Annotated in this window: 19 protein-coding genes; 8 read left to right on the top strand and 11 right to left on the bottom strand. The window is 61.5% G+C overall.

What is annotated here, in order from left to right; translation table 11 throughout:
• The first annotated feature begins 72 nt into the window (after window positions 1-72).
• The 3 genes from HNO86_RS18650 to HNO86_RS18640 all read left to right on the top strand — a co-directional run bounded on the left by HNO86_RS18650 (window position 73) and on the right by HNO86_RS18640 (window position 2,718).
• A complete protein-coding gene (locus HNO86_RS18650) occupies window positions 73-507 on the top strand; it encodes a MarR family transcriptional regulator (RefSeq protein WP_175378403.1) in 435 nt (144 codons plus the stop codon).
• 127 nt (window positions 508-634) lie between these two features.
• Window positions 635-2,341, top strand: coding sequence for a FimV/HubP family polar landmark protein (locus tag HNO86_RS18645; protein ID WP_175378402.1), 1,707 nt, complete (start codon window positions 635-637; stop codon window positions 2,339-2,341).
• A 74-nt stretch (window positions 2,342-2,415) separates the two neighbouring features.
• Window positions 2,416-2,718: a SelT/SelW/SelH family protein gene (locus tag HNO86_RS18640; protein WP_175378401.1), complete on the top strand. Its 303-nt coding sequence runs from the start codon at window positions 2,416-2,418 to the stop codon at window positions 2,716-2,718.
• On the opposite strand, the gene HNO86_RS18635 is transcribed toward HNO86_RS18640, so the two are convergent.
• Together HNO86_RS18635 and HNO86_RS18630 are read right to left on the bottom strand one after the other, a co-directional pair.
• A complete protein-coding gene (locus HNO86_RS18635) occupies window positions 2,712-3,605 on the bottom strand; it encodes a DMT family transporter (protein ID WP_175378400.1) in 894 nt (297 codons plus the stop codon). The genes HNO86_RS18640 and HNO86_RS18635 overlap by 7 nt on opposite strands.
• Before the next feature lie 148 nt (window positions 3,606-3,753).
• The gene (locus tag HNO86_RS18630) at window positions 3,754-4,518 is read right to left on the bottom strand and encodes an AraC family transcriptional regulator (RefSeq protein ID WP_175378399.1); all 765 of its coding nucleotides are present in this window, start codon (window positions 4,516-4,518) and stop codon (window positions 3,754-3,756) included.
• 145 nt (window positions 4,519-4,663) lie between these two features.
• On the opposite strand from HNO86_RS18630, the gene HNO86_RS18625 reads away from it, so the two are divergent.
• Window positions 4,664-5,479 (top strand): UDP-2,3-diacylglucosamine diphosphatase, encoded by an 816-nt coding sequence (locus HNO86_RS18625; protein ID WP_175378398.1) that lies wholly within the window; start codon window positions 4,664-4,666, stop codon window positions 5,477-5,479.
• 93 nt (window positions 5,480-5,572) lie between these two features.
• Here the strand turns inward: HNO86_RS18625 and HNO86_RS18620 are convergent, their stop codons facing one another.
• Window positions 5,573-6,163, bottom strand: coding sequence for an HD domain-containing protein (locus HNO86_RS18620; protein WP_175378397.1), 591 nt, complete (start codon window positions 6,161-6,163; stop codon window positions 5,573-5,575).
• Between the two features lie 18 nt (window positions 6,164-6,181).
• Complete coding sequence (locus HNO86_RS18615; RefSeq protein WP_175378396.1) at window positions 6,182-6,493, bottom strand: Mpo1-like protein; 312 nt, start codon at window positions 6,491-6,493, stop codon at window positions 6,182-6,184.
• Between the two features lie 159 nt (window positions 6,494-6,652).
• On the opposite strand from HNO86_RS18615, the gene HNO86_RS18610 reads away from it, so the two are divergent.
• Entirely contained in the window at window positions 6,653-7,714 is a 1,062-nt protein-coding gene (locus tag HNO86_RS18610) for an AraC family transcriptional regulator (RefSeq protein WP_218583524.1), read from the top strand.
• Here HNO86_RS18610 and HNO86_RS18605 read toward each other — a convergent pair.
• The gene (locus tag HNO86_RS18605) at window positions 7,671-9,125 is read right to left on the bottom strand and encodes a TrkH family potassium uptake protein (RefSeq protein ID WP_175378395.1); all 1,455 of its coding nucleotides are present in this window, start codon (window positions 9,123-9,125) and stop codon (window positions 7,671-7,673) included. The two genes, HNO86_RS18610 and HNO86_RS18605, sit on opposite strands and share 44 nt — an antisense overlap.
• A gap of 121 nt (window positions 9,126-9,246) precedes the next feature.
• Between HNO86_RS18605 and HNO86_RS18600 the strand changes: the two genes are divergently transcribed.
• Window positions 9,247-9,813 carry an NAD(P)H nitroreductase gene (locus tag HNO86_RS18600; protein ID WP_175378394.1) on the top strand — a complete coding sequence of 189 codons (567 nt, stop codon included), beginning with the start codon at window positions 9,247-9,249 and terminating at the stop codon, window positions 9,811-9,813.
• A 134-nt stretch (window positions 9,814-9,947) separates the two neighbouring features.
• Here HNO86_RS18600 and HNO86_RS18595 read toward each other — a convergent pair whose 3' ends face one another.
• The 6 genes from HNO86_RS18595 to HNO86_RS18570 all read right to left on the bottom strand — a co-directional run bounded on the left by HNO86_RS18595 (window position 9,948) and on the right by HNO86_RS18570 (window position 14,251).
• Complete coding sequence (locus HNO86_RS18595) at window positions 9,948-11,291, bottom strand: ATP-binding protein (RefSeq protein ID WP_175378393.1); 1,344 nt, start codon at window positions 11,289-11,291, stop codon at window positions 9,948-9,950.
• Between the two features lie 64 nt (window positions 11,292-11,355).
• Window positions 11,356-11,805, bottom strand: coding sequence for an LTXXQ domain protein (locus HNO86_RS18590; RefSeq protein WP_175378392.1), 450 nt, complete (start codon window positions 11,803-11,805; stop codon window positions 11,356-11,358).
• 328 nt (window positions 11,806-12,133) lie between these two features.
• Entirely contained in the window at window positions 12,134-12,811 is a 678-nt protein-coding gene (locus HNO86_RS18585) for a response regulator transcription factor (RefSeq protein ID WP_175378391.1), read from the bottom strand.
• Window positions 12,812-12,818: 7 nt separating this feature from the next.
• Window positions 12,819-13,232: a translation initiation factor 2 gene (locus HNO86_RS18580; RefSeq protein ID WP_175378390.1), complete on the bottom strand. Its 414-nt coding sequence runs from the start codon at window positions 13,230-13,232 to the stop codon at window positions 12,819-12,821.
• Window positions 13,233-13,353: 121 nt separating this feature from the next.
• On the bottom strand, window positions 13,354-13,653 hold the full coding sequence (locus HNO86_RS18575) for a YciI family protein (RefSeq protein ID WP_008156126.1): 300 nt from the start codon (window positions 13,651-13,653) through the stop codon (window positions 13,354-13,356).
• 1 nt (window position 13,654) lies between these two features.
• Window positions 13,655-14,251 (bottom strand): septation protein A, encoded by a 597-nt coding sequence (locus HNO86_RS18570; RefSeq protein ID WP_175378389.1) that lies wholly within the window; start codon window positions 14,249-14,251, stop codon window positions 13,655-13,657.
• 87 nt (window positions 14,252-14,338) lie between these two features.
• On the opposite strand from HNO86_RS18570, the gene HNO86_RS18565 reads away from it, so the two are divergent.
• Both HNO86_RS18565 and HNO86_RS18560 read left to right on the top strand, forming a co-directional pair.
• Window positions 14,339-15,202, top strand: a complete 864-nt coding sequence (locus HNO86_RS18565; protein ID WP_175378388.1) for a PHP domain-containing protein — start codon at window positions 14,339-14,341, stop codon at window positions 15,200-15,202.
• Window positions 15,203-15,215: 13 nt separating this feature from the next.
• Window positions 15,216-15,845, top strand: coding sequence for an L-threonylcarbamoyladenylate synthase (locus HNO86_RS18560; protein WP_175378387.1), 630 nt, complete (start codon window positions 15,216-15,218; stop codon window positions 15,843-15,845).
• Window positions 15,846-15,896 lie beyond the last annotated feature (51 nt).

The raw sequence follows: 15,896 nt of genomic DNA, 5'->3' as shown, positions 1-15,896 counted from the left end.
CACTGCTTCTGGCTCATGCTTAGCTGACTAATAATTAGTAATTCTTTATTTCAGTCTAATCATGAGTGTTTTATGCCGTTAACCGATCAACACCGTTTTGGCATGCAATTGGCCCAGATGTCGCGAGGCTGGCGTGCCGAACTGGACCGCCGTCTGGCAGGCCTTGGTTTGTCCCAGGCTCGCTGGCTGGTGCTGCTGCACCTGGCGCGTTTCGATGAAGCCCCCACCCAACGTGAACTGGCGCAGAGTGTCGGCGTGGAAGGCCCGACCCTGGCCCGGTTGCTCGACAGCCTGGAAAGCCAGGGCCTGGTGCAACGCCAGGCGGTTCTCGAAGACCGTCGGGCGAAGAAAATCGTTCTTTGCACCCCGGCCCGTCCCCTGATCGATCAGATCGAAACCATTGCCAATCAATTACGCCACGAATTGTTCGAAGGCGTCGATGAGGCAGATCTGAAAACCTGCATGCGGGTTCACGCGCACATTCTGGCCAACCTGGAAAAATCTTGATGCAGTGCCCATCTTTGATTTTTTGAGTTAGTGCGTTGAGCGGACTATAAGAACTACCAGGCAATATCGTGTTCGTACTGGATATGCGAACACGTGGAAGCTGGTTCTTGTTACCTAAGGGATGCTCATGCTCGAAAGTCGGCGGGTCGTTGTACGGTGTTGTGCCAGGTGGATACTGGCCGGTACCGCTGTCTGTTGGTCGGCGTTGGCGCCGGCGCTGGGGCTGGGTGAAATCACCCTGCATTCGGCGCTGAACCAGCCATTGCGTGCCGACATCGCCTTGGTGGATGTCGGCGGGCTGGAGGAGGGCGAGTTGTCGGTCAGCCTGGCCACGGCGGACGAGTTCAGCCGCGCGGGCGTCGAGCGGGTGTTCTTCCTCAATGACCTGAAGTTCACGCCTGTGCTGCGGGGCAACCGCAACTGGATTCAGGTCACCTCCAGCAAACCGGTCAATGAACCCTTTCTGAATTTCCTCGTGCAGGTCAATCAGCCCAACGGCCGATTGCTGCGCGAATACACGGTATTGATCGACCCACCGGGTTCCCCGGGGATCGCGCCAGCCGCCGATGAGCTGGTGCCAAGTCGTACCGACTCTGCCTTTCCAAAGGTCCAGCCTGCTGCCGCGCCACCGTCTGCGCCGGCGCAAACCTTGCCGAAACCTGCTGCGGCCCCCGTGCCTGATCCGCTTGCCGAGCAACTGGCGGCCAGCGTGCTGCAGAACCAGCAGTTGCAGGCCACCATCGATCAACTCAACCAGAAGATTCAGGCTCAGGACGAGCAGATCGCCGCTGAAAGGAAGCAGACCGCCGAACTGCAAACCCGGCTGGCGGAGATCAAGCAGGCACCACCACAGCCCGTGGCGCCCGTGGCGGTGACCCCGGCGCCGGTGGTGGTCGAGGAGCCGGGGATCAATTGGCTGTTGGTGGGCGGCTTGTTGCTGCTCATTGCGCTGGGATTACTGGTTGTATGGAATCGTCGACGACAACGGGCCCCGGTAATGTTCGATGTAGCGGCCACACAGCCACCGCGCCATGAACCGTTGGTCAGCCCCGCGGCAGAACCGCTCAGCCAGGATCCGGCGCTGCAAACCACTCACGTACATCCCGAAGAGACACACGCCAGCGAAGTACTGGAAGCGGTGGCGGTCTACCTGACATACGGTCGTTATGCCGAAGCCATCAGCCTGTTGCGCGAGGCGATCGACAAGGACCCGCAACGCACCGATCTTGCCCTGCAATTGCTGGAGGTGCTCGGCAGGCAGGGCGATGTGGCGGCCTATGACGCGCAGGAAGCCAGCCTGCGCAATGCGGGGTTTGACGAGCAAACGCTTCATGACATCCGCTCCCGTCACCCGAAAATCGAGCCCGTCGTGCCGGCTGCCGTTGCTTTACCGGTGGTTGCACCCATCGCTCCGATCTCGGAACCAGAACCCGAGCCCGAACCGGCACCCGCGGACGAGTACCAGTTGAATCTGGAAGAGCTGTCGATGGATACCCAGTGGGACCTGGGGCCAATGGAAGACTCTCCGGTGTCTGACCTGCATTCGAACGAGCCGCCGCTGCCCGAGCCGGAAATCGAATGGGAAATCGAACCCGCCTCGCGATCCCTGGACGACAGCTTTCTTGACGAGTTCAGGGACAGTCCGTCGCTGGAGCTCGAACCGCTGAGCCTGGAGCCGGCCGAACCCGGCAGTGCCGGCAAACTGGAACAGGCTCAGACCTGCATCGACGACGGCGATCTGGACAGCGCCATCAAACTGCTCAACGAGTTGCTCAAAGAGGCCGATGAGCCGATGAGGCAGACGGCTCGCAGCCTGCTGGCCGGTATCCGCTAACACCACGCTCCTACAGGGGAGGGCGGCGTAGGGTTATGATGGCCGCGCCCTCCGGCCTAAGAGACCTATCTTTCATGACCGCTCAAAAACCCGAAATCACCATCACCTATTGCACCCAGTGCCAATGGCTGCTGCGCGCCGCCTGGCTCGCCCAGGAACTGCTCAGCACCTTTGGCGACGACCTCGGCAAGGTGTCCCTGGTGCCAGGCACCGGCGGGGTCTTCCATATTTTCTGCGACGACGTGCAGATCTGGGAACGCAAGGCCGACGGTGGATTCCCGGAGGCCAAGGTGCTCAAACAGCGGGTTCGCGACCGGATCGATCCGGAGCGCGATCTGGGTCACAACGACCGAACTCACAATGACGGGACTCAGTGAGAAGCGGCTTCGGCGGCGACGGCTTTCTTGCTTGAACTGCCGGAAAGCCTGCTGGACACCACGATCGCAACGATGATCAGCGCGCCGCCCAGCAGCATGCGCAGGGTCGGTTGTTCATTGAACAGCAGCCAGGCCATGGTGATGCCATACACCGGCTCCAGGGCGAAGACCACGGCGGCGGTCCGCGCCTTGATCACCGCCAGGCTGGCGACGAACAGGCTGTGGGCGACGCCGGTACAGAACACCCCGAGCAGGGCGATCCACAACCAGTCCAGGGCGCGCACTTCGCTTAACTGCGCAGCGGCCATCGGCAGCAGGCACAGGGCGACCACCACGTTCTGACACAGCGCCGCCTGCACCGGCGCAATGCGCGCGGAGCTGGCGCGATTGGCCAGCGACAGCAGGGAAAACAGCAGACCGGATGCAATCGCCCAGAGCAGACCGGTCGTAGCGCCGCTGGCCAGATCGAAGTCCGGCGTCACCAGTACCAGCCCGATACTCACCAACGTCACCAGGACAATCTCATTGGCGCGGATCCGCTCGCGGAAAATCAGCCCTTCGAGAATCACGGTGAACGCCGGGAAGCTGGCAAAGCCCAGGGTGGCGATGGCAACGCCTCCAACTTTTACCGCAATGAAGAAACTCACCCAGTGACCGGCCAGCAGCAAACCGCTGAGCAGCAGCCGGCGCCAGTCCACCGCTTCGAGTTTTTGCCAGCGGGTATTGCTGGCGAATCGGGCAAAGAACGCCAGCGCCAGCACCGCGAACGCCGCCCGGCCGAAGACGATGATGGCCGGAGACGCGGCCGCGAGTTTGCCGAACACGCCGGTCAGGCCGAACATCAATGCGCCAATATGCAGGGCGCCCAGGGCGGTACGGGGAGTCATGGGAATCCTTAACGAAAGAGCACGAAAATCAATGCAGGAGCTGCCGAAGGCTGCGATCTTTTGATTTTGCTTTTAAAGATCAAAAGATCGCAGCCTTCGGCAGCTCCTACATTAGATAGCGAAAAGGCTGAAGGTGTCTGTCGCGAGGCTATTGTCTTTTGTCGCCAGCCTCGCGCCGCAGCGCACCCGGCGAGGCGCCGAACTCGCGCAACACCGCAGCGGAAAACGCACTCTGGGAGCTGTAACCGACGCGCATGGCGATTTCACCAATGGGCAGAGGGGAGTCGCGCAGCAATTGCACCGCCTTGTGCAAACGCCGGCTGCGGATGTAGTCCATCGGCGTCTGGCCGCATTCGGCGACGAAGCGCGCGTGCAGGCGGGCACTTGAAAGGCCGGCCACCTGGGCCAGGTCGGCGACCTGCAACGGGTAGGCGGCATACTGGTCGATGTGCGCATTCAGCGCGGCGTAGGGCAGGCGTCGACCGCCAACGCTGTCGGGGCGGGCGTTGTTGAGACTGGCCAGCAGCAGTACGGCGCCTTGTTGCGCAATCAGCGGATCAGCGACGTCGCTGTTGGCCAGCCAGTTGACCAACTGACTCTGCCCGGCGTCCAGCGACAACCGGCCGGCAGTGTCGAGCAAGCGCCGACTGGCCTCGGCGTGATCGCCCAAAGACTGGCCAAGCCATTGATCGTCGGGCACATCCAGCACCAGGCAGCGGCTGCCGTTTGGGCTGCCGCACGCATGATGGAACCCCGAAGGGATCACCACAAAACTCTGCTGGACCACCTGACTGCCACGCCCGTCCACCTCGAAATCCAGCGCACCGGACAGCCCGAACACCATTTGCGCGTGCTCGTGGCTGTGGACGATCAGGTCTTCGGTGTACTGGCGCAGTGTGAGGATCGGCCTCATCGCGGCTCTCATGGCAGGTTTGATGGACAAGCCGGCAGTCTACACCGCCGCGGCAGAAGCGCGTTGTCACGGGACTGACTTGCGCTTGTCATGGGCGATTAATCCGACGGGCGCAAGCTTTGCAAAACATGTCTGAGGGTTGCCCATGACCAGCGCCGAGCTCGCCAAACCCACCCGTAAGCAGCGTGTGCGGACCCTGTGGATTTCCGACGTGCACCTGGGCACGCGCGATTGCCAGGCCGAGCACTTGTCGCAGTTCCTCAAGAGTTATCACGCGGACAAGATCTATCTGGTCGGCGACATCATCGACGGCTGGAAGCTACGCGGCGGCATGTACTGGCCCCAGGCGCACACCAACGTGATCCGGCGCCTGCTGACCATGAGCAAGCGCGGTACCGAAGTGATCTACGTCACCGGCAACCACGACGAATTCCTGCGCCGTTATTCCAAGCTGATCCTGGGCAACATCCAGCTGGTGGACGAGGCGGTGCACGTGACCGCCGATGGTCGGCATCTGCTGGTGATCCACGGCGACCAGTTCGACGTGATCACCCGCTATCACCGCTGGCTGGCATTTCTCGGCGACTCGGCCTACGAATTCACCCTGACCCTCAACCGCTGGCTCAACCACTGGCGCGCCCGCTACGGTTACGGTTACTGGTCGCTGTCGGCCTACCTCAAGCACAAGGTGAAGACTGCGGTCAGCTTCATCAGCGACTTCGAAGAAGCCATCGCCCACGAATGCGTCAAGCGCGAGCTGCATGGCGTGGTTTGCGGGCACATCCACCATGCCGAGATTCGCAAGGTCGGGGGGGTGGATTACCTCAATTGCGGCGATTGGGTGGAGTCGTGCACGGCGCTGATCGAGCATTGGGATGGCACGATCGAGTTGTACCGGTTGGCCGATGCGCAGGCGCGGGAGGCGCAGTTGAAAGCGGTGAAGGTTGCGGAACCTGCATAAAAGCAAAATCAAAAGATCGCAGCCTTCGGCAGCTCCTACACAGGTATCGTATTAATCCTGTAGGCGCTGCCGAAGGCTGCGATCTTTTGCTTTTTACGCTGGCGCGTGCTCTTCCATCGCCGCTTTGTAGATCGAGTTCTTTGGCTGCGCAAACAGCCGCTCCATCATCGGCTCGAAGAAACTCAACGGCAGCGTGTCGTACTCCGGATCGAACGCCGCCGCATCGTACTTGGAGCAGAATTCGACGGTCGCCAGATACTGCGGATGGCCTTTGAATTGCTCGCGCAGGTGGCGATCCATCCCCAGATGATGGAAGAAGTAGTAACCCTGGAATATCCCGTGTTTCTCCACCATCCACAGGTTCTCGGCGCTGACGAACGGCTTGAGGATCGCCGCGGCGATGTCCGGGTGGTTGTAGGAACCCAGGGTGTCGCCGATGTCATGGAGCAGGGCGCAGACCACATACTCCTCATCGCGGCCGTCGCGCCAGGCGCGGGTGGCGGTTTGCAGCGAATGGGTCAGGCGGTCCACCGGGAAACCGCCGAAGTCACCTTCCAGCAGCTTCAGGTGCGCCATGATCCGCGAAGGCAACTGTCGGGCATAGGCGCTGAAGTCCGCGGCGATAATCGCCCAGTCTTCCTGAGTGCCATCTTTCATGTGAGTGAAACGTGCGTTGGCATTCATCGGCGATCCTCTCGTGATCTAGAACGGCACGCGTCCCAGAACCATGTCCCGATACATGACGAAGTCACCGAGCAGGCTGTAGAAGGGATGCTGGAAAGTCGCAGGACGATTCTTTTCGAAGAAGAAGTGCCCGACCCAGGCGAAGCCATAGCCGGCCACCGGCAGCAGCCACAACAGCATCCAGGCGCCCCGGCCGATGGTCAGTGCCAGGATGAAGATCACCAGCGTGGTGCCGATGAAATGCAATCTGCGGCAGGTACTGTTGCCGTGTTCACTGAGGTAATAGGGGTAAAACTCAGCGAAGCTGTTGAATCGTCTGATGTTTTCCACGACTGCGATCTCTGTGGTTATTGTTCTGACTGCAAGTTGTTCTGCGGGTAGCTTATTTAAGTCTAGAGTGAACAGTGGTGTGAGCCAGTGACAATCGGCGCCACTTTAGTATCCTTCGGAAATTGGCCGCGATAGCGGCACTTCATGCAAGAACCCGACATGAGCGAACGAACGACTTCTGCAAGCTGGGCGATGGGGATTGTCAAAGCACTGGAAATGGACGGCCTGGATTGCAAGGTTCTGTTCAAACAGCTGGGGCTCGACTACGCGGCGCTGGACGATCCGGACGCCCGCTTCCCGCAAGACTCCATGACACGACTGTGGCAACGCGCGGTTGAGCTGTCCGGCAACCCGGCGATCGGCCTGAACATGGGCAAGGTGGTGCGACCGGCGCAGTTTCATGTCACCGGCTACGCCCTGATGTCCAGCCAGACCCTGGCCGATGGTTTCCGGCGCCTGGTGCGTTACCAGCGCATCATCGCCGAAAGTGCCGACCTGAGCTTTCGCCTGCTGGACGAGGGCTACGCGCTGATCCTCACGGTGCACGGCGATCATCTGCCGCCGACCCGACAAAGCGCCGAGGCCTCGCTGGCCTGCGCCCTGGCACTGTGCGGCTGGCTGACCGGGCGCACGCTGCATCCGCGCAAGGTGCTGGTGCAGGGCGATGAGCCGGTCAATCTCGAACCCTATAAACAAGCTTTCCACGCGCCGCTGGTGTTCAACGCGCCCTACGATGCGCTGATTTTCGAGCGCGCCGACATGGAGGCGCCGCTGCCGACGGCCAACGAAGCGATGGCCCTGCTGCACGACCGCTTTGCCGGGGAGTATCTGGCACGGTTCTCCGAAAGCCGCGTGACCCACAAGGCGCGTCAGGTGCTGTGCCGGCTGCTGCCTCAGGGCGAGCCCAAGCGCGATGCCGTGGCGCAGACGCTGCACCTGTCGCAGCGCACCTTGCAGCGACGCTTGCAGGAAGAGGGCACGAGTTTCCAGACGTTGCTCGACGACACCCGACGAGAACTGGCCGAGCAATACCTGGCGCAACCGGCCATGACCCTGCTGGAAATTGCCTATCTGCTGGGGTTTGCCGATCCGAGCAACTTCTTCCGCGCTTTCCGCCGCTGGTTCGACACCACGCCCGGCGAATACCGGGCGCGGCTGGTGCAAGGGCCGGCGCCGGTCAGTGACGCCAGAACGCCGGAATACACAGTACAAACACCGTAATGATCTCCAGTCGGCCCAGCAGCATGCCGAACGAGAGAATCCACTTTGCGGCATCCGGCAGGGACGCGAAGTTGCCCGCCGGGCCGATGGTCTCGCCCAGACCCGGCCCGACGCCGGACACGGTACTGGCCGCGCCGGTGAGGGCGGTCATCCAGTCCACGCCGAGCAGCGACAGCAGCAGCGCGATCACGCAGATGGTGATGGCGAAGAAGAACGAAAAGGTCAGAATCGAACGCACGATCTCTTCATCGAGACGGTGACCGTTGTACTTCTGTTTGATTACCGCCCGCGGGTGGATCAATTGATTGAGGTTGGCCTTGAGCAGGATGTAGGCCACCTGGAACCGGAAGATCTTGATCCCGCCGGCGGTCGAGCCCGAGCAGCCTCCGACGAAACCCAAGTAGAAGAACAGCATCAGCGAGAAATTGCCCCACAGGCTGTAGTCCCCCAGCGCGAAACCGGTGGTCGTCACCACCGAGGTCACGTTCAGTGCCACATGCCGCAGCGCATCCAGCCAATGCAGCTTGGTGGTCCACCAGTACCAGGTGCCTAGCACCAGCCAGGTCACCAGCAACATGCCCAGCAAACCCTGCACCTGCTGATCCCTGATCAACGCCTTGCGATTGCCGCGCAACGTGGCCACGTACAGGGTGAACGGCAGGCTGCCCAGGATCATGATGACGATCGCCACCCAGTGCACCGCCGGTTGCGTCCACTTGGCCAGTGACTGGTCCGAGGTGGAAAAACCGCCGGTGGAGATCGCCGACATGGAATGGTTGATCGCATCGAAGGGGCTCATCCCGGCCCACCAGAAGGCCAGGCTGCCCAGAATGGTGATGCCGACGTACGCCGCGACGATCAGGCGCGCCACCATGTGCGAGCGGGGCATGACTTTTTCCGAACGGTCCGACGACTCGGTCTGGAACAGGCGCATGCCACCGATTCGCAGCAGCGGCAGAATCGCCACCGCCATACCGATGAACCCGATGCCGCCGATCCAGTGCAGCAACGAGCGCCACATCAGGATGCCGGGGGACATGTCGTCCAGGTGATTGAGCACCGTCGATCCGGTGGCGGTGATGCCGGACATGCTTTCGAAGAACGAGTCGGTGTAGCTGATGTGCTGGGTCAGCAGGAACGGCAGCGCGGCGAAGATGCACACCACCAGCCAGCTGCTGACGGTCAGCAGATACATGTCGCGCGGGCGCAGGTGGATATGTTCGGGACGTCCGGGAATGACCAGGGCGAGGCCGCCGACAAAGGTGATCATGCTCGCCCAGAGGAACGACGGCAGATCGCCGGTGCGATCGAAGATCACCAGGGTGGCCATGGGCACGACCATGGCGATGGCCAGCGTAATCAGGAAGATGCCGATGATGAAACCAATGAGACGTAAGGTCGGCAACGCCATGAAATCCGCTCGGCTGTGATGAGGAAGGGCGCCATTCTACCTGTGGGGCAGGGCATGTAAACCGGCACTCCGGCAGGAGTTACAGCTAGAATAGCTGCACATTTTTTTCAGGAGGTGGCCGATGCAGGCTCTCGACGTTTTGCTCAACCGTGTTTCCGTCCCGCGACTGATCGAACCGGCACCGACCCAGGCGCAGCGCGAAGTGCTGTTCGGCGCGGCCATGCGCGCCCCGGATCACGGGCATTTGCAGCCATGGCGTTTCCTCACGGTTGAAGGCGCGGCGCGCGAGCAGATGGGTGAGTTGCTGGCTGAAGCGGCGCAGATGCAGGAAGGTGAAGTGACCGAAGCGGCCATCGACAAGGCGCGCAATGGTCCGCTGCGGGCGCCGTTGGTGGTGGTGGTGATTGCGCGGGTGCAGGATCACGTCAAATATCCGAAGTCCGAGCAGTTGCTGGCGGCGGGGTGTGCGGCCCACGGGATTTTGCTGGCGGCTTATGCGCAGGGGATTGGTGCGGTGTGGCGTACCGGTGAGTTGGCTTATTCGCCGCATGTGGCCAAGGGCTTGGGGTTGGCTGAGGGGGAGGAGGTGATTGCTTTCCTTTACCTGGGGACGCCGCAGAAGGAGCCGCGGGTGGCGGAGAAGGTTGAGTTGGCGGAGTTTGTGAGCGCTTGGCCTGGTAAGCCTTAACCCTTGTGGGAGCGAGCCTGCTCGCGATGGCGGTTTTGAGGTTGGGTACATATCCGTTGCTGCGGTAACGGCCGCTTCACTCAGCCTGCCCTCGATCCAGATGTAGGAGCTGCCGCAGGCTGCGATCTTTTGCTCTACGGCTGCGCCACTGCTCCCGGCACCAACGGTAACTCCAGACTGGCCACGAACCCGCCTTCGGGGTGGTTGGCCAGCACCAGGCTTCCGCCATGCCGCTCAGCCGCGCGCCGGGCGATGGCCAGTCCCAGGCCGTGGCCGGCGGCGGTTTGTCCTGGGGCGCGGTAGAAGGGTTCTCCCAGTTGATTCAGATGTTCGGCGTCTACCCCCGGGCCGTGGTCGCGCACGGTGACGACGATTCGTTCGCCGTTGCGCAATGCCAGCATTTCGATCGGTTGTCCGCCCGCCGGGTTGAAGCGTTGGGCGTTGCGCAGCAGGTTGTCCACGGCGCGCTCGATCATCGTTGGCCAGCCACGCAGGTTCAGTTGTGGTTCGGCTTCAAGGCGCACGCTTTGTTCCGGCGAGCCCAGTTGCGCATCCTTTTGCAGGCCATTGAGCAGGGCGTTGAGGTCTACGTCTTCGGCGCTGGCGTTGTCGGCGTCGACCCGCGCCAGCACCAGGATTTCGCTGATCAGGGCTTCGAGGCGGTCGCACTCGCGGGTCAGGCGCGGCCAGAGTTTTTCCCGCTCTTGCGCGGACGCCCGTTCGGCCAGGGCCAGGGCGATGCGCAGGCGGGCAAGGGGGGAGCGCAATTCGTGGGAAACGTCGCGCAGCAATTGCCGCTGACTGCCGATCAGGCTCTGCAGGCGCGCGCCCATGCGGTTGAAGTCGTTGGCCAGCACGCCGAATTCATCGCGACGATTGGCCAGTTTGACCAGGCTGTTCTGTTGATAGGCGGTTTGTCCCAGATCATGCACGGCACCGCGCAAGCGGCTGAGCGGACGGGTGATGGACAGGGTCACCAACAGACTGAACAGCGTCAGCACCACCAGGGCAATGCCCAGCGCGCTCAGCGGCCAGAGCAGGCTTTCGCGGTGCCAGGCGTCCAGTTCCGGGTGGGGAATGCGGTAGATCAGCAGGTAGGTGTCGCCGGTTTTTTCGCTGGTGTATTCATCGGTCAGGCGACGCCAGGGCAGGCGCCGGTCATCGTTGTTCTGCCGCGCTTCGAAAGCCGCCGCGCGACGGGGGAACGTGCCGCGCACCACCGGATCACCGCTCTCGTTCAGGACCTGAACGTCGATGTGATACTGGCGTTTGCGCTGTTCGAGAATGTCCTGGGCGGCTTCTTCGCCCTGGGTTTCGTAGGTTTGCGTCCATTGTTCGGCCAGGGTGTTGAGGCCAGGATGGCGGCTGAGAATCCACGCGTCCTGATTGAGCATGTGCCCCAGCAGAATGGACAGGCCTGCAACCAGAGTGATGGCCAGCCAGAAGCTGGCCAGGATACGCCAGAACAATGAACGCACGAAAAATCCTCGGGTGAGCAAAAAAGACCCAACGGCGTTGGCCGTTGGGTCCGGGGTTAACGCATTATTGCGCTTTTTGCGGCTGTTGCGCTTTCCACGCCTTGAATTCGGCCCATTCGGCGCGGCGTTCGGCCTGTTTCTTCTGGATCTCGTCGAATTTCTTCTGTTGATCCGGCTTCAGCACGGCCCGCACATCGGCTTCGGCTTTCTTGTGGTTGGCGGCCATCTCGTCCTTCATGGCTTTCTGGTCGGCTGGCGAGAGTTTTTCCAGGTACTTGTCGACCACTTGCTTACGCTCGTGCATCTGCTCGCCCATGATTTTGCGGATCTGCTCGCGTTGTTCGCGGCTCAGGTCCAGCTGGCTGTACGGGCCTTTACCGTGCATGCCGTGCATCTGACCGCCGTGGCGTCCACCGTCCAGCGGGCCACCCATCGGGCCGCCGCCTTCAGGCATGGCCATGGCCACGGTCGGCAGAGCGGCGGCGAACATCAGAGCGATAAGAGTCTTGCGCATGGTGAATCTCCTTGTCTCATTCCCGGTACGTTCCGGATGAGTACAGATTACGGAGATCAAGGTCAGCGGCGGTCAGCGGAGCGTAAAGCTTGGGTAAAGACGGTTTTGAACTGCCCTGACAATTCAGCCACTCCAATCTCACCGACTGAACATGCCTTATGTAGCAGCTGCCAGGCCCCAGCGCGGCTGCGTCCGACCGCGCAGCGGTCGTCATCCGCCTCACGCGGTATGCAGGCAGGAACGCGTGCGAAGGTTTTTGCGATTGCTGCGCAATCGGACGCGGCCGCGCTGGGGCTTGGCAGCTGCTACAGGAAAGAGCGTGTGGGCGTCAGAGGCTGTAGTAGTAACCGCGGCTGCGCAGCGCCACGATGCGCGGGCGGCCGTCGGGGTGCGGGCCGATTTTCTTGCGCAGGTTGCTCACGTGCATGTCGAGGCTGCGGTCGTACAGGGTCAGCTTGCGGCCGAGGGCGATTTGCGCCAGTTCCTGTTTGTCCAGCGGTTCGCCGGGCTGCTTGAGCAAGGCTTCGAGCAGACGGCTTTCGGACACCGTCAGGGAAAATTCCTGTTCATTGATGCTGACCACGCCGCGTACCGGGCTGAACGCCAGGTCGCCCAGTTCGATCTGGCTGGACACCGCCGCCGGATGGCTGCGGCGCAGCACGGCGCGCAGGCGGGCGGTCAGTTCCCGCGGGTCGCAGGGTTTGGCCAGGTAATCGTCGGCGCCCAGTTCCAGGCCGAGGATGCGGTCCAGCGGTTCGCCCCTGGCCGAGAGCATCACGACCGGCAGGTCCGGGTGATCGCTGCGCAATTGCTTGAGCAGTTCCAGGCCGCTGCCATCGGGCAGCATCACATCCAGTACAACCGCCGCCGGAGAGGTTTCGGCCAGGGCGCGACGGGCGCTCAGGCCATCGTGGCAGGCCCGCACCTGAAAACCTTCCTGGCTCAGCCAACTGCTCAGGAGCTCACACAGCTCCTGGTCATCATCAATTAGTAACAGCTCGCTCATGACTCACTCAATTTAGCCATTGTCGACGTTTTCGACTTGCACCACTGGCGAAGATACCGCAGAGCAGGGCCAATAGCGCAACTCCGGCGCCAACGACGAACCACTGTTGCTGATCGGTCAGCAGGCGCGATGTCACGCTGCCGGCCTGGGCTTCGCGAAGTTGCAGCTTCAGACGCTGATTCTCCTGACGCAGGCGGGCCAGCAGGGGGCTTTCGCGTTCGCTATCGGCGCTCTGCAATTGTTTGCTCAATTCTTCCCGTTGCCGCTCGCTTTCCTTCAAGCGTTGCTGCAACTCGTTTATCTGGCTGCCCGCGCTCAACGACAACGGCGTCGAGTTCGTGCCCTCGGCATGTTCTTCACCATGGGCGGGGGCCACGATCGACAACGTGACCAACATCAGACACAACGGACCCTTGCGCATCGCGACTCCTGATTCCAATACGGGTATTGGGAAGTTGTCGGCCGGCAAACGGGAATAATGAGCGATTGAGAGCGCGGTGAACCGATAAGGTTCACCGCGCGGGGGTATTGCGAAAGGAAAGTTACGGCAGGACTTGCTTGAACGGCTTGACCGAAACGTTGGCGTAGACGCCGGCGGCGATGTACGGATCGGCATCGGCCCAGGCCTGGGCGGCGCTCAGAGAGTCGAATTCGGCGACGATCAGGCTGCCGGTGAAACCCGCCGCGCCCGGATCGTTGCTGTCCACCGCCGGGTGCGGGCCGGCCAGCACGATGCGGCCTTCGCCCTTGAGCACTTGCAGGCGCTCAAGGTGGGCAGGGCGCGCGGCCAGGCGAGCTTCCAGGGAGTTGGCGACGTCTGTGGCAATGATTGCGTAAAGCATGTCAGTCCTCGGTTTTGGGCGATGTGGTATCGGCGTCATGCAGGTGGCGGGACAGGTAGATACCCTGACCGACCAGGAACAGCAGCGTCATGCCCAGGCTGCCGAAGACCTTGAAGTCGACCCAGTAGCTCTGGAAGGTGAACGCGACGAACAGGTTGGCGGCGCCGCAAAACAGGAAGAACACGATCCAGGCGATGTTCAGGCGCGTCCAGACCGGCTCCGGCAGGGTCAGCGCATGGCCCATGATGCGTTTGATCAGCAGACGGTCACCGATGAAGTGGCTGCCGATGAAGCCTAAGGCAAACAGCCAGTTGACCACCGGGGCCTTCCATTTGAGGAAGGTCTCGCTGTGGAAGGCCAGGGTCAGGCTACCGAAGACCAGGCAGGCGATCAGCGTCAGCCATTGGCTCTTCTCCAGCTTGCGCTGCTTGATGAACAGCGTGCCGTACACCACCAGCGAACTGATGATCAGCATCGCGGTGGCACTGTAAATACCGCCTACAGTTACCTCGTGACCGGCAATGTCGACGACCCGTGGATCGATTTTGAAGACGATGAAGAACAGCAGGAGCGGGATGAAATCGATGAATTGTTTCACAGTGGCAGCCAGAAGCAGGATGTGGCGGCATAATAACAAACATATGGGCGCGCGATAGCGCCAGCTGATTTGAGGTTACAACCCCCTGTGAATGTTGATTTGCACTGCCATAGCACGGCCTCCGATGGCGCCCTGGCGCCTGCGGTTCTGGTAGCGCGTGCGTTCGAGCACGGCGTGCGAGTCCTGGCCCTGACCGATCACGACACCATCGAAGGCCTCGAAGAAGCGCGCATTGCCGCCAATCAATTGGGGATGCAACTGGTCAATGGCGTCGAATTGTCCTGCACCTGGGGTGGCGCGACCATCCACGTGCTCGGCTACGGTTTCGACGTCAATGCCGCGCCGTTGGTCGAGGCGATCGCCAAATTGCACGATGGTCGCTGGCTTCGGTCTGAAGAGATAAGCCGCAAACTTGCATTGAAGGGCATGCCCGGTGCGCTGGAAGGCGCCCGGGAAATTCAGCAGGAACTGGGCGACAGCGGCAATGCACCGGCCCGTCCGCATTTCGCCGACTGGATGGTGCGTGAGGGTTTCGTCAAGGATCGTGCCGAGGCGTTTCGCAAATGGCTGGGCGCCGGCAAGCTGGGGGACGTCAAGCAACACTGGCCGACCCTGGAAGAAACCGTCGAAACCTTGCGACAGGCCAATGCCTGGGTGAGTCTGGCCCACCCCTGGCATTATGAATTCACCCGAAGCAAGCGTCGGCGCCTGATTGCCGACTATATTCAAGCAGGGGGCCAGGCAATCGAGGTGGTCAATGGTCATCAGCCTGCCGAGCAAGTAGGCAGCCTGGCCATTCTGGCCCGCGAGTTCGGTCTGCTGGTCAGCGCCGGCAGTGATTTTCATGGCCCTGGAGGCTGGTCCGAGATAGGCGAATATCGCCCGCTCCCGGAGGATCTGCCACCACTGTGGTGTCGGTTCAAACATGACCCAATTATTGCCGTCGTCTGAACAGGTAGAGAATGTGAGTCAATTTTTCCAGATTCATCCGGAAAACCCGCAACCGCGCCTGATCAAACAGGCAGTCGAGATCATCCGCAGCGGCGGGGTGGTGATTTATCCCACAGACTCTTCCTACGCAATCGGTTGCCAGATCGGTGACAAAGTCGCCGTGGAGCGCGTTCGCCGTTTGCGCGGGCTCGACGAAAAGCACAATTTTGCACTGATCTGCAGCGATCTTTCGCAACTGGGTCTGTTCGCCAAGATCGACACCGGCACCTTCCGCATTCTCAAGGCCCATCTACCGGGTCCTTACACTTTCATCCTCAACGCCACCCGCGAAGTCCCGCGGCTGTTGTTGCACCCGAAAAAACGCACCATCGGCCTGCGCGTCCCCAGTCATCCGATTGCCCTGGCGCTGCTGGAGCAACTGGGTGAACCGCTGATGAGCGTGACCCTGATCATGCCCGGTGAAACCGATCCGATGAGCGATCCCTATGAAATGCGCCAGTTGCTCGAGCATCAGGTCGACCTGATCATCGACGGTGGCTTTGGCGGCATAAAGGCGTCCACCGTGATCAACATGGCCGACGGTGAACCTGAAGTGATCCGCGTCGGTTGCGGCGACCCCACGCCGTTCATGGCCGAGGCCTAGATGTCTGCAGTAGAACCCGTCGACCCGCAAGCCGGTGCCCAGCAAGAGCTG

Origin of the sequence: Pseudomonas sp. C1C7 (assembly GCF_013359595.1) — a bacterium.
Classification (GTDB): Bacteria; Pseudomonadota; Gammaproteobacteria; order Pseudomonadales; family Pseudomonadaceae; genus Aquipseudomonas.
Note: the sequence above shows the minus strand (reverse complement) of the source record. Positions and strands in the feature narration are given on the sequence as shown.